General features: G+C 35.4%; 31 protein-coding genes. 9 read left to right on the top strand and 22 right to left on the bottom strand.

The features are described from left to right. Nucleotides 1–460 precede the first annotated feature (460 nt). Complete coding sequence (locus E7Z77_RS05125) at nucleotides 461–1,516, top strand: MATE family efflux transporter (protein ID WP_292750953.1); 1,056 nt, start codon at nucleotides 461–463, stop codon at nucleotides 1,514–1,516. A 318-nt stretch (nucleotides 1,517–1,834) separates the two neighbouring features. Here the strand turns inward: E7Z77_RS05125 and E7Z77_RS05120 are convergent, their stop codons facing one another. From E7Z77_RS05120 to rnc, 4 genes are read right to left on the bottom strand one after another with little or no spacing between them, the layout of a single operon-like run. Continuing rightward, complete coding sequence (locus E7Z77_RS05120) at nucleotides 1,835–2,149, bottom strand: AzlD domain-containing protein (RefSeq protein WP_292750951.1); 315 nt, start codon at nucleotides 2,147–2,149, stop codon at nucleotides 1,835–1,837. Then, nucleotides 2,149–2,820, bottom strand: coding sequence for an AzlC family ABC transporter permease (locus E7Z77_RS05115; RefSeq protein WP_292750949.1), 672 nt, complete (start codon nucleotides 2,818–2,820; stop codon nucleotides 2,149–2,151). The genes E7Z77_RS05120 and E7Z77_RS05115 overlap by 1 nt, the downstream gene beginning before the upstream one ends. A gap of 56 nt (nucleotides 2,821–2,876) precedes the next feature. After that, nucleotides 2,877–4,343, bottom strand: a complete 1,467-nt coding sequence (locus E7Z77_RS05110; RefSeq protein ID WP_292750946.1) for a homoserine O-acetyltransferase — start codon at nucleotides 4,341–4,343, stop codon at nucleotides 2,877–2,879. Next, complete coding sequence (gene rnc / locus E7Z77_RS05105) at nucleotides 4,344–5,015, bottom strand: ribonuclease III (protein ID WP_292750944.1); 672 nt, start codon at nucleotides 5,013–5,015, stop codon at nucleotides 4,344–4,346. A 147-nt stretch (nucleotides 5,016–5,162) separates the two neighbouring features. Between rnc and E7Z77_RS05100 the strand changes: the two genes are divergently transcribed. Beyond that, a complete protein-coding gene (locus tag E7Z77_RS05100; RefSeq protein ID WP_292750937.1) occupies nucleotides 5,163–5,498 on the top strand; it encodes a hypothetical protein in 336 nt (111 codons plus the stop codon). Nucleotides 5,499–5,503: 5 nt separating this feature from the next. Here the strand turns inward: E7Z77_RS05100 and E7Z77_RS05095 are convergent, their stop codons facing one another. The 4 genes from E7Z77_RS05095 to E7Z77_RS05080 form a co-directional block, all read right to left on the bottom strand. Beyond that, nucleotides 5,504–5,893 (bottom strand): hypothetical protein, encoded by a 390-nt coding sequence (locus E7Z77_RS05095; protein WP_292750935.1) that lies wholly within the window; start codon nucleotides 5,891–5,893, stop codon nucleotides 5,504–5,506. Between the two features lie 6 nt (nucleotides 5,894–5,899). Next, nucleotides 5,900–6,310: a hypothetical protein gene (locus E7Z77_RS05090; protein ID WP_292750933.1), complete on the bottom strand. Its 411-nt coding sequence runs from the start codon at nucleotides 6,308–6,310 to the stop codon at nucleotides 5,900–5,902. Nucleotides 6,311–6,463: 153 nt separating this feature from the next. Continuing rightward, the gene (locus tag E7Z77_RS05085; RefSeq protein ID WP_067042784.1) at nucleotides 6,464–6,652 is read right to left on the bottom strand and encodes a 50S ribosomal protein L37e; all 189 of its coding nucleotides are present in this window, start codon (nucleotides 6,650–6,652) and stop codon (nucleotides 6,464–6,466) included. A 57-nt stretch (nucleotides 6,653–6,709) separates the two neighbouring features. Continuing rightward, nucleotides 6,710–6,940 (bottom strand): LSm family protein, encoded by a 231-nt coding sequence (locus tag E7Z77_RS05080; protein ID WP_067042787.1) that lies wholly within the window; start codon nucleotides 6,938–6,940, stop codon nucleotides 6,710–6,712. 299 nt (nucleotides 6,941–7,239) lie between these two features. Here E7Z77_RS05080 and E7Z77_RS05075 point away from each other — a divergent pair, with 299 nt between their 5' ends. Genes E7Z77_RS05075 through arfB form a run of 3 tightly spaced genes read left to right on the top strand, consistent with a single transcriptional unit; the run spans nucleotide 7,240 to nucleotide 8,985 of the window. Further along, complete coding sequence (locus tag E7Z77_RS05075; protein WP_292750930.1) at nucleotides 7,240–7,746, top strand: type II toxin-antitoxin system antitoxin SocA domain-containing protein; 507 nt, start codon at nucleotides 7,240–7,242, stop codon at nucleotides 7,744–7,746. 55 nt (nucleotides 7,747–7,801) lie between these two features. Next, on the top strand, nucleotides 7,802–8,284 hold the full coding sequence (locus tag E7Z77_RS05070; RefSeq protein ID WP_292750928.1) for an RNA-binding protein: 483 nt from the start codon (nucleotides 7,802–7,804) through the stop codon (nucleotides 8,282–8,284). A gap of 8 nt (nucleotides 8,285–8,292) precedes the next feature. Beyond that, nucleotides 8,293–8,985, top strand: coding sequence for a 2-amino-5-formylamino-6-ribosylaminopyrimidin-4(3H)-one 5'-monophosphate deformylase (gene arfB, locus E7Z77_RS05065; RefSeq protein ID WP_292750926.1), 693 nt, complete (start codon nucleotides 8,293–8,295; stop codon nucleotides 8,983–8,985). 18 nt (nucleotides 8,986–9,003) lie between these two features. On the opposite strand, the gene E7Z77_RS05060 is transcribed toward arfB, so the two are convergent. Beyond that, on the bottom strand, nucleotides 9,004–9,324 hold the full coding sequence (locus tag E7Z77_RS05060) for a hypothetical protein (protein ID WP_292750924.1): 321 nt from the start codon (nucleotides 9,322–9,324) through the stop codon (nucleotides 9,004–9,006). A 66-nt stretch (nucleotides 9,325–9,390) separates the two neighbouring features. Here E7Z77_RS05060 and E7Z77_RS05055 point away from each other — a divergent pair, with 66 nt between their 5' ends. Continuing rightward, nucleotides 9,391–9,987, top strand: a complete 597-nt coding sequence (locus E7Z77_RS05055; RefSeq protein ID WP_292750922.1) for a YigZ family protein — start codon at nucleotides 9,391–9,393, stop codon at nucleotides 9,985–9,987. Between the two features lie 13 nt (nucleotides 9,988–10,000). Here E7Z77_RS05055 and E7Z77_RS05050 read toward each other — a convergent pair whose 3' ends face one another. From E7Z77_RS05050 to E7Z77_RS05020, 7 genes are all read right to left on the bottom strand, one after another. Beyond that, the gene (locus tag E7Z77_RS05050) at nucleotides 10,001–10,111 is read right to left on the bottom strand and encodes a rubredoxin-like domain-containing protein (protein WP_292750920.1); all 111 of its coding nucleotides are present in this window, start codon (nucleotides 10,109–10,111) and stop codon (nucleotides 10,001–10,003) included. A 9-nt stretch (nucleotides 10,112–10,120) separates the two neighbouring features. Then, nucleotides 10,121–10,240, bottom strand: coding sequence for a rubredoxin-like domain-containing protein (locus E7Z77_RS05045; RefSeq protein ID WP_292750918.1), 120 nt, complete (start codon nucleotides 10,238–10,240; stop codon nucleotides 10,121–10,123). An 81-nt stretch (nucleotides 10,241–10,321) separates the two neighbouring features. Further along, on the bottom strand, nucleotides 10,322–10,480 hold the full coding sequence (locus E7Z77_RS05040) for a rubredoxin (RefSeq protein WP_292750916.1): 159 nt from the start codon (nucleotides 10,478–10,480) through the stop codon (nucleotides 10,322–10,324). 12 nt (nucleotides 10,481–10,492) lie between these two features. Then, entirely contained in the window at nucleotides 10,493–11,080 is a 588-nt protein-coding gene (locus E7Z77_RS05035; RefSeq protein WP_292751062.1) for an acyltransferase, read from the bottom strand. A 364-nt stretch (nucleotides 11,081–11,444) separates the two neighbouring features. Continuing rightward, the gene (locus E7Z77_RS05030; protein ID WP_292750914.1) at nucleotides 11,445–12,110 is read right to left on the bottom strand and encodes a zinc-ribbon domain-containing protein; all 666 of its coding nucleotides are present in this window, start codon (nucleotides 12,108–12,110) and stop codon (nucleotides 11,445–11,447) included. Between the two features lie 79 nt (nucleotides 12,111–12,189). Further along, nucleotides 12,190–13,047 carry a DUF1002 domain-containing protein gene (locus E7Z77_RS05025; protein ID WP_292750912.1) on the bottom strand — a complete coding sequence of 286 codons (858 nt, stop codon included), beginning with the start codon at nucleotides 13,045–13,047 and terminating at the stop codon, nucleotides 12,190–12,192. A 254-nt stretch (nucleotides 13,048–13,301) separates the two neighbouring features. Continuing rightward, nucleotides 13,302–13,541 (bottom strand): hypothetical protein, encoded by a 240-nt coding sequence (locus E7Z77_RS05020; RefSeq protein ID WP_292750910.1) that lies wholly within the window; start codon nucleotides 13,539–13,541, stop codon nucleotides 13,302–13,304. A 244-nt stretch (nucleotides 13,542–13,785) separates the two neighbouring features. On the opposite strand from E7Z77_RS05020, the gene E7Z77_RS05015 reads away from it, so the two are divergent. Continuing rightward, nucleotides 13,786–14,577 carry a nitroreductase family protein gene (locus E7Z77_RS05015; RefSeq protein ID WP_292750908.1) on the top strand — a complete coding sequence of 264 codons (792 nt, stop codon included), beginning with the start codon at nucleotides 13,786–13,788 and terminating at the stop codon, nucleotides 14,575–14,577. Between the two features lie 241 nt (nucleotides 14,578–14,818). Next, complete coding sequence (locus E7Z77_RS05010; protein WP_292750906.1) at nucleotides 14,819–16,222, top strand: DUF3100 domain-containing protein; 1,404 nt, start codon at nucleotides 14,819–14,821, stop codon at nucleotides 16,220–16,222. Nucleotides 16,223–16,299: 77 nt separating this feature from the next. On the opposite strand, the gene E7Z77_RS05005 is transcribed toward E7Z77_RS05010, so the two are convergent. After that, nucleotides 16,300–16,725, bottom strand: coding sequence for a nuclease (locus tag E7Z77_RS05005; protein WP_292750902.1), 426 nt, complete (start codon nucleotides 16,723–16,725; stop codon nucleotides 16,300–16,302). Between the two features lie 32 nt (nucleotides 16,726–16,757). Then, nucleotides 16,758–16,961 (bottom strand): MoaD/ThiS family protein, encoded by a 204-nt coding sequence (locus E7Z77_RS05000; protein WP_292750900.1) that lies wholly within the window; start codon nucleotides 16,959–16,961, stop codon nucleotides 16,758–16,760. A gap of 445 nt (nucleotides 16,962–17,406) precedes the next feature. Between E7Z77_RS05000 and E7Z77_RS04995 the strand changes: the two genes are divergently transcribed. Beyond that, nucleotides 17,407–18,213 carry a DUF169 domain-containing protein gene (locus tag E7Z77_RS04995; RefSeq protein WP_292750898.1) on the top strand — a complete coding sequence of 269 codons (807 nt, stop codon included), beginning with the start codon at nucleotides 17,407–17,409 and terminating at the stop codon, nucleotides 18,211–18,213. A gap of 56 nt (nucleotides 18,214–18,269) precedes the next feature. On the opposite strand, the gene E7Z77_RS04990 is transcribed toward E7Z77_RS04995, so the two are convergent. The 4 genes from E7Z77_RS04990 to E7Z77_RS04975 form a co-directional block, all read right to left on the bottom strand. Next, nucleotides 18,270–18,815, bottom strand: coding sequence for a MarR family transcriptional regulator (locus E7Z77_RS04990; RefSeq protein ID WP_292750896.1), 546 nt, complete (start codon nucleotides 18,813–18,815; stop codon nucleotides 18,270–18,272). Continuing rightward, nucleotides 18,805–20,598 (bottom strand): ABC transporter ATP-binding protein, encoded by a 1,794-nt coding sequence (locus E7Z77_RS04985; protein ID WP_292750894.1) that lies wholly within the window; start codon nucleotides 20,596–20,598, stop codon nucleotides 18,805–18,807. Before E7Z77_RS04985 ends, E7Z77_RS04990 begins: the two co-directional genes overlap by 11 nt. A 1-nt stretch (nucleotide 20,599) precedes the next feature. Further along, nucleotides 20,600–22,405 carry an ABC transporter ATP-binding protein gene (locus E7Z77_RS04980; RefSeq protein ID WP_292750892.1) on the bottom strand — a complete coding sequence of 602 codons (1,806 nt, stop codon included), beginning with the start codon at nucleotides 22,403–22,405 and terminating at the stop codon, nucleotides 20,600–20,602. Between the two features lie 155 nt (nucleotides 22,406–22,560). Next, the gene (locus tag E7Z77_RS04975) at nucleotides 22,561–23,301 is read right to left on the bottom strand and encodes a 3-oxoacyl-ACP reductase family protein (RefSeq protein ID WP_292750890.1); all 741 of its coding nucleotides are present in this window, start codon (nucleotides 23,299–23,301) and stop codon (nucleotides 22,561–22,563) included. Between the last annotated feature and the right edge of the window lie 55 nt (nucleotides 23,302–23,356).

The raw sequence follows: 23,356 nt of genomic DNA, 5'->3' as shown, positions 1-23,356 counted from the left end.
TTTAAACAATTATAAATACTTAAAAATAATTTAATTTAAAATATTAAAATTATAAATTTATTTTTATGTTATTGACAAATTATTAATTATTAAAATATAATTTTAAGCGATTTAATTTCTTTTTTTAATAGCAAAATAAAATCGAAACATTTATATATAAGGTAATCCATCTTTAACATATGTAAAATTTCATTAACACATTTGATGTTACACGCACAGTTTCAAGCAGAAAAAATCATACTAAACAATTCATTATATCCACACCATTTTCCTACAACATCTGCTTGGGACTAAAAAATTTTTTCAAATATATTTTACATTAACAAATAAAAATTCGTTGAATTCACATTTTAACAAAAAGTTTCCGATTTATATTACAGAATAAACCAAATTCATTAATAGACTAAACAAATTGCATATATTATTTAAGTTATTAAAAATATATAATTGATTAGAGATTATGAGCATACATGTACAAGAAATCCAATTAAATCCAGTAAAATCAACAATAATGCTATCCATACCAATCATAATTCTTTTATTTTTAAATTCCCTATATGCCCTTATTGACCTTTTCTGGATTGGCGGTTTAGGCACCACAGCTGTTATATGCATGGGATATATTGCAAATGTCATCTATACTATAAATAAAGTTGGTGACGGTATCGGCAGGGCAGCCAATGTTTTAATTTCAAATGCCTTTGGAGCAAAAGAAATAGAAATGACGGAAAAATATGCCGAACATGGCCTATTTTTAATTTTAGTATGCTCCATCATATTTCCTATTATCACCATACCACTTATCAAACCTATCTGTGCAATGGCGGGTATCATGGAATATAGTAATATGATATATGCTTATATTGCACCTTGTCTAGGCTTCATTATCATGATTATGCTAAACAATTACTTTTCCGCCATTTTAGGCAGTGAAGGAGATACTAAAAGAGCAACCATCATCATTACAGCGGGAAATATTTTAAATATCGTTTTGGACCCGATATTGATTTTTAATTTGAAAATGAGGATGGTTGGGGCAGCTATTTCAACAATCATAGGAGGATTATTTTCAGCCATTTTGTTTATCCACATATATTCAATTAAAAATGATACACTGGTGGAAATTCATCCGAAAAAATTCAAATTAGAATGGAAAATCATAAAGGAAATTATTGTATTGGCCTTTCCAATCATTTTGGACGGCATCATTTTAAGCCTTCTTGGAATGATTATTACAATTTCTATTCACATTTACGCAACGCCTGTTACCGTTTTTTCATACATTATAATGCTTAATATACAAACAACAATATTTACCCCAATTCTAGGCATTGCAAAAGGATTGGGTATTGTTATCGGACATTTAGCGGGTGCAAAAAGATTTATTGAAATCAGAAAAAACAATAATAAAAATATTCGCATTTGGATTAGGCATTGCACTGTTCATTTCACTGGGACTCACAATATTCCACAATCCTATTATAAGCATATTTTCAACGGAATATGTTGTTATTAATGAAGTTAAAAACCTGCTGATATTTTCTATAATCTACATAATTACAGCTCCACTAATCACAGGATGCAGTTATGTATTTTTAGGTCTTGAAAAGAGTATCTACACATTAATTTTCATTATATTTAATCTAATAACCGTTGTGATCTTTATATTAATATTCGGCCATTTATTAGGTCTAAACAGTTTCGGAGTATTACTATCAGTGGCCCTAAGCAATATTATTGAAACAGTCCTAATGCTTTTAGTGCTTAGAAGAATGCTGAATTCAAGAATTGCACGCGATGAACCAGAAAAAACTCGTCCCTTAAGCCTACACATTCAAAAGAAGGGAACAATAGAATAAACCGTTATCAGGACCACCACAGTCAATATTACAATAGCTCCAAGAGGAACTTTCTTCCAGGCAAGTCCTGCAGCTACAACCGCACCAATCAATCCGATATACCATAATTGGCTGTCCACAGTCAATACTCCAGGACATATCAAGGCTGCCAGAGCAGTATATGGAATTAAATTTAAGAATTTCTCCACCTTGGGTGAAAAATCCAGCTTATCAATGAATAAAGCAGGAATCAGCCTCGGTATGAATGTGACAATGGCACACCCTAAAATGACCAGCATGATGTAATCCATCAGGCATCACCCGAAAGCAAGTATTCATCATCAACAATGTACATTCCAGCAGCTGCTCCTACAAGTGTTGATACAATCAATGACCAATTTCCCAAAAATTGGCTTAAGACAACATTTAATACTGCAGTTATCAAAACCAAAAGTGCAATTTGTCTTGATTCCTTGATTGACGGGACCAATATTGCAACAAACAATGCATAAAGTGAAATGTTAAAGCTGTTTGTAACAATGACCGGAAGCAAATCGAGCAGGACAACACCGATTCCGGCTCCCAAACACCAGCTCAGCCAGGCAGTTATCGCGATTCCAAGGTATATCCAAATGTTTGAATCATCACTCAGTGAAAACATTGCAAATGACTCATCGACAGTAACATGTGCCGCCAGAATATTCAGTGGAGTGTTTGATTCTTCAACCTGGTTTAAAACACATGTGGACATTACGAAATATCTCAGATTTACAACAAAATTAGTCAATATGATTGCCATTGCAGTTGTGCCGTTCAAAACCATTGTTGCTGCAATGATTTGTCCTGCACCTGCATAAACCAAAAATGACATTGAAATAGTTTCGAATGGAGTCATTCCCGCTTTTATTGCAATGGCGGCATATCCTATTCCCATCGGAACATACCCCAGGGTGATCGGAATTGCCTTTTTTGCACCATCCATAAACTTAGCTCTTCGTGAAATATTAACGACTCCAAAAAATTAAAAAAAGAAGTAATTTAGCTGAGTAAATTACTTATTTGGTCTGTTGTTATAAGACCTAAAACCTTCATGTCTTCATCAACAACCGGAAGACATGATATGTCGAATTTGCGCATGTGGCGAGCGACTTCCTCTATGGTATCGCCGGCATTACAGTATTTGACGGTTGTTGTCATTATATCCTTCAAGTGGTTGGAACCGGTTGCGATTGACTTTGACAAGTCCCAGCTTGTGACGATTCCAATCAGCTTATAGTCATCAGTCACAACAGGAATGTGAGTCACATGCCTATCCAACATTAATTTGGCCGCTTCAACAACGTCTGCATCCTCCTTAATGGTGGCAATTTCCTCCATCATAAGATCTTCAACAACATTGTCGGATAGGAAATTGGCAAAGATATAGTTCAGTTGCCCCTTTTCAAGTAAAAATGCATCATGACCATAATTGGATTTTATCTCTGAAAATGATACCTCCACGTCATTGGCATTCAATGCTGTTACGATTTCAGTACTCTGTTCTGTTGGATATAACCAATCCGAATCAACTGAAATGACCTCGATTTTTGCTTCGACATCCTTAAATCCATCAATCAATGAACCATTGATGGAAAGGTCAAACAAGTCGACGGCCTTTGTGATGTATAAATAACTGTTAGCATCAAATCGTTTTACAAATGATTCCCCTTGATATTTCAAATAACTTTCAACCTGGAAATCAACCGTAAAGTCATAACTGATTTCATCCTTATCCTGGAGACCGCGTCCAAATTTGATATCCATTGATTCATCGCTTAAATAAGTGATGTGAGCTATCATACGTGCCAGTGACAAACCGTTTCTTGGAATTTCACCGGAATCATAGTAGTTTCCGCTCTTCCAGTTAGGATCTGAGAATATTGATTGGCGGCCGACCGCATTAAATGCAATCTGTTGCGGATAGGACATTGCAGCTGTAGCTATCGGAATAGCTTTTTTCATCATTTTAGGATAGGATACCATCCATTCCAGGACCTGCATTCCTCCCATTGATCCTCCGATGACCGCATATAATTGATTGATGTTAAAATGATCAACTAATTTTTTCTGAACATTAACCATATCTCCAATTGTGATTACTGGAAATTCAAGACCATATTCCTTGCCTGTCTTAGGGTTGATTGAACTAGGGCCTGTTGTTCCTTTACATCCTCCCAATACATTAGAACAGATTATGAAGTATTTTTCACTGTCTAAAGCTTTGCCAGGGCCTATTACCATTTCCCACCATCCAGGTTTTCTGTCACCTTTATGCCAACCTGCTGCATGGGCATCACCGGTTAAGGCATGACAAATTAGGATAGCATTAGATCTTTCCTTATTGAGTTCACCATAGGTTTCATAAGCAATGGTGACTTTTTCAAGAACTTTTCCACTATCCAATTCAATAGGGTCCTCTATATCAAGATATTCTGTTTCAACAATACCCACAGATTCCTTATTCATTTAAAACACCTTAATATTTAATTTTTTAATAGCTACTTTAGCAGCTGCTTGCTCTGCTTCTTTTTTATTCTTACCTTTTCCTATACCCATTTCCTGTCCATCGATTAGGATGGCCATTGTGAAAATTTTATCATGAGGTACGCCCTGCTCATCCAACACTTCATATGTGATTTCCAAATCTTTAGCGTCCCCATACTCTTTCATTGCAGATTTATAGTCTGCAAAAAATATCTTATTCTCATCAATGTATTTGAAAATAATCTTAGACACGTAATCCTTTGCGAATTCCATGCCCTGATCTAAAAATATTGCTCCCAGGAATGATTCGAAGATATCTGCTGTAATTGACAGTATTTCATTTTTAGTCAAATTCGATTCTTCCTCAGCGACCTTAAGGTACTCCTGCAATCCCAATTCATGAGAGTAATAAATTAACGCAGACTGACAGACATAATTTGCCCTTAATTTTGTTAATTTTCCCTCTTCATAATGAGGGTATTTACCATACAGATATTCAGATACAATTAAACTCAAAACGGAATCCCCCAAGAATTCCAATCTTTCGTAATTGTAATCTAACCTATATTTAGTTGAATAGGAACCGTGAGTAAACGCCACATCGTATAAATATTCATTCTCTGTTTTTATATTAAATTTTTCAAATAGATTCATATGTAAAGCCCAAACAAATTAGATTGTACATTAATACTTTACAATTCAAATTATATATAAGTAATTATATTTCTTTTCAAATGCTCTCTTACTTTTTATTTATATGTAAATAAATTGCATACTAAAAATAAAAAGGATTTGATTAGCATGATAATTAATTGGCAAGATGAAATAACAAAAATAGACCCTGACATCAAATTTAGAGCACAGGGCGGATGGCTTAAGACAGTGAAAAAACTAGACAAAAGCGTGAAAAACGGATATTCCCTTGTTGGGGATTTCGTGAATGCAGGGGATTTTGAAGAAAACTATGAAGATGGAATCTATCTTGACTGCAATAAGGAAGGAAGTGCAAAAAAGCCACAGCAGGACTACAGACTATTCCGCTTCAGAGACGGCAAAGTAAGGCTGCTCGATATGGTAATTGACGGAAGCCAAGGCTGGGCAGTCGACCTATGGGAAGCAGTTGAGGATGAACTTTAAAAAGATTATTGTGAAAGTTCATTCCTTATTTTAAATTTTGAAAATCCTGTCTGCTGAATATTGACCCTCAGGTCCAGACAGGTCGGTTCCTGCAATAGAATAATTTTATGGTCCAGATTTTGAGGGAGATTCTTTCCCTTACCATCAATTATTCCCCTAAACCTTACATTAACATTTCCGGTTCCACCTATATCCATCATTATCTGTTCAGAAGTGAGAAGTCCGTCAAAAAAGACTTCCATGTCCATTATGTCAAACACAGGTGCAAGATAGCTTATAGCCATCAAACCGTTTTCATTTTCTCTGATTTTAACCCTTCTCTGATCCATTTTTATGGATTCTTTGGTTTTTGTGTTTGTTAGGGTAATGTAATTTGAAAATTCTGAATTAAACATTTTCATCTATCCTATATGGCAGAACTCACAGCATGCGCATGTTGGTTCAAAGTATGAATCTTCAGGTTCCACGATAGCTTTCTGTGCAAACAGGGTAATGTTGAATTTCGGATGGTATTCGCTGCTGACCTCCTTATTTATAGGGGACAGTCCCCTGTAGTAGACAGGCCTGTATCCTGTTTGTGAAATGTCGAAATAGAATTTTTCTCCTGTTGCAAACTTATTGAAGTATTCCTCCAATTTCAATGTTTCTTTTGGAGAGAGTGAAAATGTGAATCCCATTGTATCGTCACTTCTTTGCCTGATTCCTGCATTGGTTATGTCAACGGCTAAAATATCATCGTTACCTCTTATGAAAACAATACAGTTTTCCAAATCAACATTATTTTCCTTAGCAATATCTCTTAATTCAGTCATGAAAGACCTCCAAAAATTTATCAAATATCTAAAATTATTATAATGTCAATAGTTATATAAATCTATCTAAAAAAAGTTGTTTTGCAGTGTTGAATTGAATTAAAAAAAGTAGTTTGAAGAAGATTAATTAATTAATCTTCAAAGTTTGCCAACTTATACTAGTCTTTGCCTAGTAGTTGGTTTTTTGTTTTGCCAGCTGTATCTCCTTAATTTTTTAGATTTACCGAATCCGCAAGAAGCACAGACTTTTTTACGTATATGGTAAGTGTTTCTACCACATCTTCTGCATCTGATATGGGTTTTCTTATTCTTTTTACCCATTGATGGAGTTCCCTTTGACATTGATACACCTCCTTAATTTATCGTAAGAATATAATCTCGAAAAGTATTGAATAATATTTATGGTGAAATATAAACAATATTGTCTCCTCTTATGAGCACAACACCGAGTCTTCTAGTGACTTCTCCGTCTTGTAACTCTTCTGCATCATTAAGAACCAAGTTCATGTGTAAATCAAAGCTCTTAAGTATACCTCTAAATTCACGATCTCCTTTGAGTTTTATTAAAACTGGAGCATCTACTGATTTTCCTAATGCATCAAGTGGTCTTTGAACATTTTGTCCGCTCATTATATCACCTTATATTATCAAAATTTTAGTTTTTTGTATGAATCGAGTAAATAATACTCATTATTAGACATAATATAATCAAGTTAAGATAAGACAAAACCTAATTAAAACTAATACTATTAATTATAAATTACCTACTATATAAATGTTGCCTTATTTTAAGCCAAAATAATAAAAAATAATAGCATCATTAATTAATTAGAAAATAACTATTAATAATATTTTTCAAATGCTCTCTGACATCTCTTAAAAATGAAACGCCACAAATATATCACCACACAACCATCACAGGCAAAACCATGCACCTTAACCGCGAAAAATATATTGACCTTATAATGTATATTCTATGCAAAACGTACGACAAGCGCCATCTGGGAAAGACTGTCCTCTGCAGCATATTGTATTTCATTGATTCCAACTATTATGAGCTTTACGGAGAGCTTCTCACAAAGGAAACCTACATCAAGTCAAAAAAGGGGATAAAGCCGAAGCACTTCAATGAAATCACCAATGAACTTATTTCAAAAAAGCAGCTATTCCTTAGAAAGGAGCCCTACTACCAGAGAATCCTCTACAGGTACTACCTGACAATAATTCCGACCTTCAGCTTCAGCCAGAAGGAACTTGAAATAATCAACTTCTCGATAATGCGCCTGAGCGACAACAATGCAAGCACAATCCTGAAATATGCCGTGAAAGATCCTCCCCTGATAATGGCCGATTTCGGTGAAAATATCGATTGCAGATATGTCTTTTCAAGAAACAGCAAATATTCAATCGGCAAGATAAGGCAATTAAACAAATAGATTTATTAGTTTTAAATACAAAATATAATTAATTAAAAAAAATATCGGGATTGACATGGCTATAAAAGTTAAAAAAAGAAATTTCTTGAAAAAAAAGAAAATAAAAGAAATAAAAGCTGAATTAGGCGAATACGGTGACTTACTTCAAGGCAAAAAGAACGTGGAAATACTTGAAGCGGAACCTAATTCATTTATCCTAGTGGACGGCGAACCATATATTATTTTAATTGATGAAAAACCTTTCCCAACCCTGAAAGCCGCACTTGCAAATGAAATCGATGCAAAAACCGTGACCGTGGATATGGGAGCCATAAGATTCGTAAGCAATGGCGCGGACATAATGAGTCCGGGAATTGTAGCCACATCCGAAGGTGTTGAACCTGGAGATATAGTCTTAATCATAGACGAAACCCATGGAAAACCGTTGGCCATTGGAGTGAGCTTAATTAGCGGAGAGGAAATGGTTGCAAACGATTCCGGAAAAGCTGTTGAAACCAAACATTATGTCGGTGACGATATCTGGAACTTTGAACTGTAGGTGATGATATGGCTGAGTTAAGATACAGAGCAGGCAACGTACATGACCCAGGAGTTCACAAAATCGGCATAATAGCGCTCGGATCACACCTTGAAAACCATGGCCCTGCACTTCCAATCGACACAGATGCAAAGATAGGAGCTCATATTGCATTCCAGTCCTCCCTTAAGACAGGGGCTAAATTTTTGGGAATAATATTTCCAGCATACGAATTGGATACAATAGACCATGGCATACATGTTTCCCTCGATACACTAAAAGAAAACGTTATAAATACTTTAAACAGCGCCAAAAAATTCCTGGATATTGAAAAGGCAGTTATCGTAAATGCACATGGAGGCAACATCCCGCTTATGGCAGAGTTATGGGACATTGAGGATGCAACCGACATGGCAATAATATTCAACAATAAGGTAATCTCATCAGAAGGACCTCATGGAGGCAGTGGCGAACTGTCCATGGCAAAGGTTCTCGGCATCATCAATGAAAAAGAAGTTGAAAATCAAGCCAATGTCAATGAATATGAGGAAGTTGGCCTATATGGATTTACACAGGCACGCCGTGATGACCCGAACATTGAAGAAGGTGCAATAGACATTGAAGAAAACGGTGTTTATGTGGATGAAGAGTACGGAGAACGACTCTTCAATCTAGCTATTAACTCCGTAATATTGGATGTTGAAAAGCTATTGGATTTTTAAAAAAAATAGGAAAGTTAATTATCCATGGTCAGTTACATTTCCAGAACCCTGACCCTGTGAACCACCATCCTCACTTCCACTTGGAGTATCATGGTCAACAGTAGTCTCTACCTGAGAATCTGAGTATGAACTTTCACTGTAATCATTATAACTTTGATAATCAGAGTCATCATAGCTATTATCAACTGAAACAGGTGAAACATTATTTGATGTATTTCCTGAATCGAAACCAATAGGTATTGATATTGGTCCTGTCATAGCTGCAAAGCAACTGGCTAAACAAAAGGCTACAATAGCCACTACAAATATTACTAAAACTGTAGCAGATTTACTTGTCAATATTACCACCTTGCAAAATTAATTAACAATAATATGTTCAATGTTATATAAAAAGATATGGTTAAAATGAAAACTATTAAAGAAGCAATACAAATCGAAATAAACGTTAAAAAATCCCAGTTCATCTGTTCACTGTTCCCAACAAGGACAAAGGCAGAATCAAAGGAAATCATTCAAAAGATAAACAAACAATACGCAGATGCAACACACAACTGCACTGCATATATCGTGAGTGACGGGGAAGGCTTTGACGATGACGGAGAACCTGGCGGAACAGCGGGAAAACCTATGATCAATGTTTTAAGGAAAAACGAGCTTCACAATGTGACTGCAATTGTTACAAGATACTTCGGAGGAATCAAACTGGGTGCCGGAGGACTTGTGCGCGCATATTCAAAGTCAGTAATGGAAGCCATAGGCGAAGCGGAAATACTTGAAATTGAGGAATATGACGTATATAATCTTCTTTTTGAATACTCCAACATTAAAATAGCTGACTCAGAAGTTAGAAACAATAATCTTGAAGTCATCGATAAGGATTATACGGATAAGGTCAGTTATGATGTCGTGTCAAAGGACAACAGGGACATCATGAAAATATTCGAGAAATATTCCGGAAAAATAAGTGTAAATTTTAAAAATAAGCAATTTTTGGAAAAATAAATAAATGAAGAACTTATTGTTCTTCAAAATTTGCAGCAGGTACACCGCATACAGGACAGGTGTAATCTTCTGGTAATTCGTCTTCGTCTAAAACAAATCCACAGACTTTACAAACATAAGCCATTAAAAACACCTATTCTACTTTTTCAAACATGTCAGCGGTTGCGCCGCACATAGGACATTTAAAGTCTTCTGGGAGTTCTTCAAATTCTTCAGTTGTGTATCCGCAAAGTTTACATTTAAATTTTGCCATTTTTAACAATCTCCTTAAAAGTTGTATTAAATTATATAATTTAATTAATATTATTTTACATTTTACAATATATAAAATTATTTAAATTTTTTCAAACATTGCCTTCGGCATTCTGCATTTAGGGCATTTGAAAGAAGCAGGCAAATCCTCAAATTTGGTTCCCTGAGGAATGTTTAATCCTTCTTCAATGTCATCTTCATCAAAAGTATATCCGCAGATTTTGCATTTATATATAGCCATATTATCTCCTAATTAAAACCTATTCGGAACTTTCAAGTGATCAGGAAGCGGTTTGATACGTGCAGGGGTTCCGATGGCCAGATAAAATGGCGGAACGGAATGAATAACAATAGCTCCTGCCGCAACTATTGACCCTTCACCTATTTCCACATTGGACAGGAATGTAGTGTTACCACCGATAGATGCACCACGTCTGATTTTAGGTCCTTGAAGTTCATAATTAATCCTTACAGGATATTTGTCATTGGTAAAACAAGCGCAAGGTCCGATAAATACGTTATCTTCAATTACAGAATTGGTCGGAATATATACATTGGACTGGATGCTGACATCATTTCCAATAATGACATCCCCTTCAATAACGGTGTTTGTTCCGATTAGAACATCATCTCCTATGTTGGTATTTTCTCTTATGACCACATTGTGCCCGGTTCTGAAATTATCACCGATTACAACATCATTATAAATGATTGAATTTGATCTGATGGTGTAATTGCTACCGATTACAGGCGGCTTTGAGTTCGGAGCATATTCAACACCGAACTGGATGTTCTGGTCAGCAGGGAATTGCAATTCTGGTTTTGAATAATCAGGCTGGATAGATTCTCTTTCAATAGCTGGCCTTTCATAAACGATTTCAGTCGGGTCATTATCCTGGAATTGCCTGTAGAAATCATCATTCTGATAAGCCGGTTTTGCTTGATAAACCTGTCTTGGAGGCTGGCTATACATCCTGTCTACACGAGGCTGCCTATCATATTGATAAGTATTAATTTGCTCATAAGGTTCTTTTCTATTATTTGATTGCCTGTCTCCAAGAGATTGTGAAAACCTAACCATATTATCAAACCCACATTTATTAATGATTTAAGTTATGTTCCTAATTAGTATATATATTAGATGGTTGATTGATTGGCATTCTGATGAAAAACTAGTGAATTGATTAAAAAAAAGAAAAAGAATATTAAATATTCTCCTTTAAAAAGTATCCTAAATAAACACCGAAATAAACTGCTACCGGAACCGCAAGGATGAACATGATTATTTTAAGAATCAAACTTAAAAATAAAGAGGAATCAATGCTTGGAACTGTTGAGCCATATGCGCTTGATGAAGCAGCACTTGATGAAGCAACGCTTGGAGCCAATGGCTCGGAAGAAGCTGGTGCGCCACTACCCAAAGCACCAGCAAAAAGTGACCATGATCCAAATACAAAACTGAATACCAATCCAAATATTGTTAAAACAACAGCATATATACTAGCTAAAAACAGCCAGAAATTTGGAATAACATAAGACTTGTCCCTGCATCCGAAGTACCCTATAAAAATTCCTGCGAAAAATACTGCAAATACAACTGTCAATATGAAGTATGTCACAAAATCAATTGAACCCAAAGCCATGAATGATCCCCAGACATAGGATCCGATGAACAAAAATATTCCAAATACGACAAATGCAAATATTATTATTGAAAAACTTGTCTTATCAATTACATCATCAAAAAATCCATTTGAATTCTTGTCTTTTAAAACAACATTTCTTGATAAGCTGTATCCGCATTCCGTACAAAAGTCAACGTCTTTATCGCCTATTTCATTTCCACAATTTGGACATTTTCTAACAGACATTCAAAACACCTTGTTAATAATTTATTGCTAAATTAATAAAAAGGTTATGAAAAAATTTTAAAAAAAAAGAAAATGGGAATTAAATCCCATTAACAATGGATTTAATCCAGTCTAATAATCCATCTAATGAAAATCCACCAGATGTGTTATTTCCTAAAAAGTCATTTACCTGAGTTTTGTAGTAGTTCACATCACCTTGCACGTTTTGAACTTGCTCAATTGAATCAGCCAAGTTTTCTATATCATTGTTTGTTATGTTAATGTTGTTGTTTTGAACGTAATTGTTGATTATATTCACGATTGTGTCGTGGTCTGTAACATTGTCGCTTGATACTTCATCTTTCACTTGATCCACCAAGTGTGCCAATTCATCAGCGCTTACATCTGAATTGTTTACTATTTCAGCTTCTGTGTAAATTTCATCATTTGCAGCCTGTTTTACACTTTCAGGAATTTCAACATCAGTTACCACTTCATAAGAGTTCATTATTCCTGCAAGAGCGGATTCACCGGTTGCTTCTACAGGACTTGTTACATATACATGTCCTTTTGTAATTCCAGCTGATTTTAATGCTGAAAGGTACATGTCACCTGTTATTGTAGTGATTTTGGATTTGTCTACACTGACTTTCAAATCCGCATTATCATTCAAGTCAACAAGCGCTGAGGACAATATTTGATTTGAATTATAATTTTTACCTGTTATGCCGCTTGAAATTTTATTCACTTGATCGGCAGTGATTACTTTTGAGTTCACATCAACAAGATTCACATGTGCTTGACCAGCAAAGAATGAATCTACGAATGATTTGTAGTTTGAATTTGAATAGGTTGTCTCCCCATAAGTTATTACGACATTGGAATCAGTTGAGAATCCTGCTGGTATTAACATGCCAACGAGGATTAAAGCTAATACTAGTATAGTAATCTTACGCATTTTTTTTCACCTCTTTTAAATTCCTATTAAAGATTATCAGAAGTAGTATTTAAATGTTTCAGTTTTTTGAATAATTTTTAATGATTTTCAGATATAAAAAAATATTTAAAAAATATACAATGCAATAAATAGATATTTTAAAAATTGTTCAATTAAAATATTATGAAAATGGATACTGAAAACTCATATAAAAATCATGACAGCACCCATTCCATAACATTATAGAAAGATAATCAAAAAGATTTTAAAAAACCTTATTGGGCCATCGGATCAAATCCGAAAACCCTTTTTGCAAGTCCGAATCCTATCGGATAGATGACAATGTTAATCAGCAGATATGCAGTCACCCACCTTAAAGGCCACATATACAGGCACAAATCAGGTTCAAGACCCGGCAATCCTATAAAATATGGAACTATCATTCCAAAGATTACTGCCATAATCATACTCATCATCAGGCTGATAAAAAATGCTGCAGGGTTCCATAATCTCATTTTTCACCTCACGTTTTGTCTTTAATTAATTAATGAATTTAAAGTTTAAATACTTTTCACAAAAACGCCGCATATCGCAAACACATTAAATCCCGCAGCCATAGCCATAAATGTATATGATATTGATGCTAATTGCAATCAAAGCCAGTGATAGTTTAATTAAATGTCAATAAATAATTAAAAGAATAAACATATAATATAAAATGTAAAATATATATTATACAAAGATGGAGTTTTGGTTTAAATGAAGCTGATGATTTATGAAGACAAGTGCATCGGATGCGGCCAGTGCAAATCCGTGTGTATCAGAGACAATATAGAAATAGATGAAGTGGCCTTTGAAACGGGAAGCAACTGTTTTGAATGCGGACACTGCATGGCAATCTGTCCGACAGGTGCGCTAACCCTTAAAATCTTTAAGGGACATGAAGACAGAATCGTCGAATACAACGCCAAGGACACGCCTTTAAACTATCATGACCTTTTGAACTTCCTAAAACGAAGGCGATCAGTACGCTGGTTTAAGAATAAAAAGATAGACAAGTTCACTTTTGACAAATTGTTTGAAGGTGCATACTACTCCCCAACAGCCCAAAACGAACAGGATGTGGAGTTTGTAGTTCTGGACAAAAGACTGAATGACTTCATGAAACACGTCTATGACATAATCAAAGTTGAAGAGGAAGAGTTTTTCAGAATTAAACAGCTTGGAGAGTATCTGAAAGACCCGTCAACAAGAAAGTATCATCCCCTACTATGGCAGGGCAAGCAGTTAATTCTGACATTTTCAACAGACAAGACAAGTGCGGTCATTGCAAATACCCGTATGGAACTTTTGGCATATTCATTGGGGCTTGGAGGATTCTATTCACTCTTCATTTTGAAAGCCGACGAAATAGACCATGACAAACTAATGGAATTTTTCCCGCAGATAGACAAGAAAAAGCACATGTACTCCTCATTCATAATCGGATATCCTAAAAAGACTTTTAAAAGAACAATCCCTCACAATGAAATCAAGGTCAAATATATGTAAAATCCTTCAAGAAATGATTTTAATATAAACTTATAAGAAAAATTGGTTAAAGAAAAGTGGTTATATTTTTATATGACACCAAATAGAATTTTAATTATAGGTAAACAAAAAAGTAACATTTTTCGAACAATCCATTCAAAGTATGCAAAAACCGCTGCTTTGGGTGGTGAAACGAATGTTTTGATGCCCTATTGTTCAAGACTTCAGGAGGGATTTTATTTCTGACGATTTTTCAAAGCATATGCACAAACAAGAGTTGGAAAAAAAGCACATGCGAAAACAGCGCAGATTTAAGCAGCACAGATATAGGCGAAGAGCGGATAGGGCAATTAAAAGAAGACCTCCATGGAGAGAGTATAATTTAACAGTTGTTGTATTGATTTTGGTTATTATTTCAATGTCCATTGGAGTTATAGAAATCAAAATAACAGACACAATCAGCTTTCTATTATTGCCGTTAATCTATTCCTTAGTTATGGGATTGGCCCTTTACTTGGCAAAACCCTTTAAATACATAGATGAGGAGCAGGCAAAAGTGGCCGAAGGGGTTATGGTTCTGCTTATAGGTGTTTTGATTTGTAAATTAGCTATTTCAAGCGGACAATCAATCGGCATTATTTTTCAAGTAGGTCCCGCTTTGGTCTTGCAGCTTTTTGGTGATTTAGGTACCCTTATAGCATTGCCTGTCGCTTTGCTTTTAGGTTTTAGAAGAGAAGTTATAGGTATGGCGAGTTCCATTTGTCGTGAACCTAACCTTGGAATCATCATTGACAAATACGGTTTTAACTCTCCCGAGGCGCGTGGAGTTTTAGCTATTTTTGTAATAGGATCAATTATCGGTACCCCATATATCAGTTTCTTATCAAGCATATGTGTTTCGCTCATACCATACCATCCGTATGCCTTTGCAATGGCATCAGGTATAGGAAGTGCAAGTATGAATGCTGCTGCATTGGTTCCGTTAGTGCATATGAACCCTGCCATGGCTACCCAACTGGAAGCATTTGCAGGATGCAGTAATATCCTTTCATTCTGTTTGGGAATTTACATGTGTATCTTCATTTCCCTGCCGCTTGCAGAAAAGCTCTATAAATGGCTATCCCCAATTTTAGGTAAAGGCAATGCTCACATTGATGATGACGGGTATGTTCCTGATGATATGGATGAAGATGATGATTCTTCAGATAAATTAAGTTTCGGCAAACTTAAAAGATGGGGCGCATTGCTATTTGGATTTTCAATCATTGTAGCCGTTGGAAGTGTCGTTGGTTATAACGCTTCCTTTGTTGGTGCATTTATTGCGATGCTTATCATTTCACTAATTACCATTATAGGCATGTCCCTTGAAAGGATTTTCCCTGTCCATATTCCATCAATCGTCTTTATCAGTATAATCGGTTTGTTGGCAGCTATTCCCGGCGCTCCAACCGCTGATTTTTTAGCCCATTATGTTTCTCAAGTCGAGCTAACTACAATATGTACAGCATTCCTCGGTTATGTTGGTATTGCAATCGGTAAAGATTGGGAAGAGTTCAAGAGAATCGGCTGGAAAGGAGTCATCGTTGCTTTAATCGTAATTACCGGAACATATCTCGGTTCTGCAACAATTTCAAATATAACCTTATTCCTGACAGGTATGATTTAAATACCTGTTTCTCCATTTTTCTAATATAAAATTATTTTTAACAGCTATTTTTTTGGTGATATGACAGTTGAGCGAAACTAAGGCTCTTCGCCCAAATCACATGGTTTTACCCAATTTTCACCATCTACAAGAGTTTCGATTGCATCCACAATACAATGGGGATTCCATCCAACTACCGCATCGGATCTTTCCTCCAATTCTTTTAATATATATTCCATACCGAAAAAGCGAATTAAAAGTATAGGAACATTAAATTGGTTGGATTTGGCAATCAATTCCTCAAATAGCTCCTGATTGTTGTGATACAGTCCAAACAATAATACTGTCACATCAACCTCATTAAACAGGTCATCAGTTAAATCATTGTCTTGTGTATTATATTCATTATATAAGAAATCGCTTTGACTATCAATTCTCTCCTTATAAAAGCCATATTGGTCATCCGGATCAATACCTCTGGTTATAAGCAGATTATAAACCCTTTTTTCATTTTCATCTGACATGAAACCACTCCCTATTCTTAATCAGTGAAAAATTATCCTCCATAAATAATCTGAACCAATTTTATCTCGTCACCGTCATTTATTACGCTTTCTTCAAGGGTCAGTTCCCCATTCTGTTTCGCAACAATGGTTTGAGCGGATAAATCCAACTCATTCAACAAATCATTTATGGTATAATCTTCACTTTTTAGTTCTCTAATTTCATCAATATCCTTAAATTTTAAATTAAAACTCATAATATCACTTAAAACAATTAATTATTCTGTTTTTTAAGTTATCACCAAACAGTGCACCAATAGCTGCAGTTCCTCCACAGCGGGCTTTTTAGATGGAATATACTCAAGTTAATAAAAAAACATCAAATGACTAGTCTCCTTATGAATTTGACGTACCAGAAAAATTAACAATTGTTATATTAATTTATGGCAATATAAATCTTTCCATAAGAATCTTTAAACATCATCGACCTCAAGGCTTATGGTTTAGATGATGAATATCCGCTAGAAAAAAAACATTGCACCAAATATGCAAATGCCTTCCTTAATATTTAAGATTTTGTTCGGAAGTTAAAAAATATTAATCAAAAATATTACTAAATGAGACATCTCATAAAAAACAGGAATCATTTCAAAACCAATATATACTGACCACATATAAACTATCATTAACGAGGTAGTTATTATGCAAAGCAAAATATCACAAGGACTGAACATGAGATTTCCGCCAATCGCATTGCTGAAAAGTGACACTAAACCCGAATATGCAATAGGTCCTAAAGAAGGTAAAGGCGGATGTGTAATGAGTTTTATTGCACAGACAATTGCAAAAAGAAAAACAACATGCTTTGGCCGTGAAAACATTACCTGTGGAGGGATTTCTTCAGGTTTTGGCTGGGGAACCGGTCTTGCCAATGAGGATGCTGTAAACTTTCAGGCATCATTTCTTTCATTAGGTGTCGATTCCGCTCCGGATAAAGAGGCATACCTGAAAAGACTGGAAAACTTTGCCAAACCGACACGTGAAATGTTTAGACATGGTGAGAGAATATATTGCGACTTTGAAACTGCAAAAACCAATATTCAAAATAGGCCAATCTACGATAGTGAAGATTATGTAATCTTTAAAGGAATTGAAAACCTGGAAGATGGGGAAATACCAAAATCAGTTATTTTTACAGTTAATCCAATCGAGTTAACCGCGCTGATACAAATCAATTCATCATTCAGAACTAAGGACTCATACATATTGACTCCTCAGGCTTCAGCTTGTCAGGCTATGGGCAATTTTGTATTTGAGCAAGAAGAAAGCGATGACCCTAAACCTGTTTTAGGCCCGATTGACTTTGCAGGAAGAAGCAAAATGAAACACTTTATTCCAAATGACTATTTGAATTTATCAATGCCTTGGAAATTATTCCTGAAGCTGGAAGAGATAAGCGATAACAGTGTTCTCCAGACAGATTTCCTAAAAAAGTTTGATGAATCCTGAATTCCATTAAAGATATTCCCCGGTTGGAAATGATTCCAACTGGCTTTTTCTATTTTTTATTTGCAGGTCATCAATCTTATCCATTCTTCATAATGATTATCATTTTTAAAGTATTTTTCAAAGATTTCCTGCCTATTTTTGATAATCTTTTCGTACTTTTCGGGATCCTCTTCCTTGAACTTATTGTGAATCTCCAATATCAGGCGATTCAGGTAATCGTTCAGATTCTCTTTTTCTTCTTCGCTTAAAGAGTCGAAAATGTCAATATCCCCTGGCTCTTCAAATTTGATGTTTCTTCCTTCTTCAGTCAGCTCGATTAGCAGGACTCTTTTGTCCATTTGTGACGGGACTTTTTTAATGAGGTTCTTCTGTTCCAATTTGTTCAGGGTTTCATTAAGTGAACTGACACTGATATTCAGAATTTCAGACAATACCTTGGTAGATATCTTATCCTTTCGCTTTAAAAGAAGAATCAATCTTCCCTGACCCTTAGTAATGCTTTTCATTTCAGGATTTTGCTTCTTATTTCTTTGGTCCAAAATTTCATTTATCATGGAGAACTGGTAGAACAATAACCGATTGTTTATCTCATCAGTCTTCATATGCAATCCTCCCTTTTTGAGCATTCAGGGTATTATAGTAATATCCTTTCTGTTCCAGCAATTCTTCATGTGTTCCCTGCTCAATAATATGGCCGTCTTCTATTACAAGAATCTTGTCTGCATCCCTTACAGTTGAAAGCCTATGTGCTATGATGAAGCTTGTCCTGTTTTTCATCAGCCTGTCCATTGCTCTTTGGATAAGCTTTTCTGTTCTTGTATCCACTGATGAGGTAGCTTCATCCAGAATCAGTATCTGTTTGTTTGAAAGAATGGTTCTTGCAATTGTCAAAAGCTGCTTTTGGCCATGGGAAATATTGTCAACATCCTCATTCAGCATCATTTCATATCCTTCAGCGCTCTGCATTATGAAATGATCCGCATGGGCCTCTTTTGAAGCTGCAATGACTTCTTCTTCAGTGGCATCCAGTTTTCCATAGCGGATATTGTTGAATATAGTGTCATTGAAAAGCCATGAATCCTGAAGCACCATACCTATAAGAGACCTGATGCTGTGCTTGTCGTATCTGTTGATGTTTACACCATCAATCTTTATTTCACCGCCGTTTAAATCATAGAATCTCATGAGCAGTTTTACGATAGTTGTCTTGCCCGCTCCGGTTTCACCCACAATAGCTATCTTTTCTCCTTTTTTGACCTTGAATGACAAATCCTTAATGATCAGTTCGTCTTCATCATATCCGAAGCTGACATTTTCAAAACTGATTTCATCTGTGATTTCCTCGATTTTCTCTTCATATGGGTTTTCTTCAACACCAATTTCCAAAAAGTCGAATATCCTCTCGCTTGCAGCCATTGCAGTCTGTACCAAGTTCATAATTCTTGTTATCTGCTCGATTGGTGTTGTGAAATTTTTGGAGTATTGTATAAATGCCAAAATATCCCCAACGCTTATTGCATTTTGAAGTACTAGAACGGCCCCAAGAACTGATATTATAACATATTGAAGATTGGAAATGAAGTGCACCAAAGGACCTGATAAGCTTGAAAAGAATTTGGATTTCCATTCCTGATCATACCAGTTTTCATTTTCCTCTTCAAAGACATTCATGGATTCTTCTTCCTGGTTGAATGAACGTATGATTTCATGACCGGTGAAAGACTCTTCAATCTGTCCGTTGAGCCTTCCCCTGTATTCCAATTGCTTTAGATAATAGTTCTGTGAGAATTTGGTTACCTTAATTATAATGAAAAATGCAATCGGAACGAGCACTATTACAGTGAGTGTCATCCATAGATTAATGGACAGCATCATTACTGTAACACCTATTATAGTGACGACACCTGTCAAAAACTGGTTGAATGTCTGAACGATACCTGACTGCAGGGAATCAACATCATTGGTAATTCTTGATAAGATATCTCCCCTTGTATTCCTATCCATGTCCCCCATTGACAGATGAGTTATCTTTTCGATTAAATCCCTTCTTAGATTATAGCTTATGTCGGTTGTAATGTCTAAAAGGAGATAGCTTTGAAGATATGAGAAAACTGAACTTACAACATACAAGATTACGACTATGACAAGCAGATTGAGAATGTATTCTATGTTCATGTTTCCTGAGTTTATGCCGTCAAATATTGCAGTTGTGGCAAATCCTATCAGAAGAGGACTGATTACTGAAAATACTGTTGATATGACGCCACAAATAACTGTCAAACTTAACTTTAATTTATATCCCATTAAAAGACTTAAAATGTTTTTTATGGATTTTTTGGTATTTGCCGGCTTTTCAGGAGGCGCTCTTCTCGGTTTTCTTGCCATATCATTTGCCCCCTGTAGTTTTCTTAATAATACTTGTATCTATAATAAAATTGGATGATTCCTCATCATCATACAGCATCTCTTTGGACTGCTCTATTTGAGAGGCTACAATTTCACTATAAACACCACAATTTTCATTCAAGTAATCATGACTGCCTTTATCTATAATCTCACCTTCATCAAGCACAATTATCTCATCGGCATCCATGATTGTTGAAATCCTCTGTGAGACAATGAGCATTGATGAGTTTTCCTTTAGATTTTTAATGTTTTCTTTCACTTTCGCTTCAGTATTCATATCCAATGCGGAAAAACAGTCATCAAACAGGTAAAAGTCACGTTCAGCTATTACTGACCTTGCCAGCTGAAGGCGCTGCTTCTGTCCTCCTGAGAAATTAGATGCACCCTGTGAAACCGCATCATCAAGACTTTCTATAAAGTCCACTTCCGCCATTTTCAATGCCTTTTCAATCTCCTCATCGCTTGCATCCTCTTTGCCTATCAGCATATTTGACCTTATTGTCCCTTCAAAAAGAATAGCCTTTTGAGGAGCATAGGAGATTCTATCCCTAAGGACAGATAACTTATATTCCTTGATATTTTTACCATTTACAAGAATTTCCCCGTCACTTACATCCTGAAGGCGGGGAATCAGATTAAGAATTGTAGACTTTCCGCTTCCGGTTCCTCCGATAATTGCTGTGGTTTTTCCTTTTTCCAATTTAAAATTAATATCCTTCAATATTTCCTTTTCACTTCCTGGAAAACTATATGTAACATTTTTAAATTCTATAATAGGATTATCATCAATCTTGTCTATTGGCCCGTCGCTGATTGAAATTTCCATGTTTATCACTTCAGCAACACGCCTTCCAGACACTAAAATCCTTGGAATCATTACCAAGAATCCTCCCATCATTAAAAATGCCATCACTATTTGTGTAGCATATTGGATGAATGCTATGATTGTTCCTGTCAATATTTCTCCTCTGATTGCATCATATGCGCCAAAGTAGAGAATAAGGACAATCATTAAATTTAAAATCAGGGTCATTGCAGGCAATAATATTAAAAGGACTCTGAAAACATTCAAGTTTACTGATCGGAATTCTTCATTGGTCTTTTCAAAGCGTTTTTCTTCATAGTTTTGCCTTACGAATGCCTTAATAACAGGCATACCAATCAATATTTCTCTGGAGGTTTGATTAATCTTGTCTGTCAATTCCTGCATTACTTTAAAGTATGGCACTGTTTTTATGAATATCAGGATAAAAGGTATGCTTACAGCTGCAAATGTAACTGCAATAATCCATAAAAGATTGGTTCCGAGTTCCATCGCTTTAATTATACTTCCAATACCCAATATCGGTGAAAACAGTATTGTTGTGAAAAATAATCCCAAAAAGATCTGTATCTGATATACATCGTTGGTATTACGTGTGATAAGGGATGCTCTTGATATCTTATTCAATTCAAAATTTGAAAATTTCAAAATCTTTTCGTAACTTATCTTCCTTAAGTCTCTCCCATATGCCGCAGATACCTTGCTTGAGAAGTATGAAAGTCCTATTGTAGCCAAGACACCAACCAAAACCATGGCCATCATCATGGTTCCAACATTTATTATGTAGCTGAAATCAGTGTTTCGTATACCGACATCAACAATATCTGCAGTATATGCCGGCAGGGTCAAGTTACAGTAAACATCAATCAACAAGAATGCAACAATGAGAAAAAGCGAAATTATATTCTTTTTTAATGGTTTGAGTAATTTTATAATAGTTTTTAGTGTTTTAGATAAATTCATGATTTTTCCTGCTTTTGATATGTTGAATGCAAACTTCTTAAAAGTTAATTTTCTAAAGGTACCTTTAGATTTTATTGCATATAAACATTATCATTCAAAATCAGAAAAAAATGATTATTTAAAAAAAAAGAAATGGAATAAGGTTAAAAATAACCTTATTGTAATACAAATCCACCGTTAGGTGAAATTACTTGTCCAGTTAAGTAATTTGCAGTTAAGATGTATTCTAAAGCGCCAGCGATTTCTTCCACTTCTCCAATGTGTCCGAGAGGGATTGTTGCAGCAAGCGCATTTAATTCATCCTGGTTGACACCACGTAACATGTCAGTCATAATCATACCAGGTGCAATTGAATTAACTCTTACTTTTCTTGGTGCGAATTCTAAAGCGAGTGCACGGCATAATCCGATTACACCAGTTTTAGCAGCACAGTAGTCAGCTTGGTTGATTACTCCGGTCAATCCACCTACGGATGCAGTACATACGATTGCAGTGTCACGGTCTACCATGTAAGGGAGAGCTAAGTGGCACATGTGCATCATACTTACGAGGTTGGTGTTTATTACAGCCTCATATTGTTCAGGTTGCAAATCAATGAAGTTTGAGTTGTTGGTAATACCTGCATTGTTTACCAATGCGTCAATTTCTTCACCGAATGCTTCAACAGTAGCTTCGACTAATTTTTTACAGTCTTCAAATTTACTTACATCAGCTTGTACAGCAATAGCTTCTACACCGTATTCGGATTTAATTTCTTCGATTAAATCTTCGGTTAATTGTTTGGATGAGTCGCTTCTGTAGTTGATTGCTACATTGTATCCAAGTTCACCAAGTTTTAAAGCCATAGCTTTACCTATTCCTCTGGATCCACCAGTAATTATTGCGTTTTTTGCCATTTTTTCACCAAATATATTTTGTAATCTTACTATGTAATTTGATGTTTTTATATTT

It is taken from the genome of Methanobrevibacter sp. (assembly GCF_015062985.1).
Lineage (GTDB): Archaea > Methanobacteriota > Methanobacteria > Methanobacteriales > Methanobacteriaceae > Methanocatella.
Note: the sequence above shows the minus strand (reverse complement) of the source record. Positions and strands in the feature narration are given on the sequence as shown.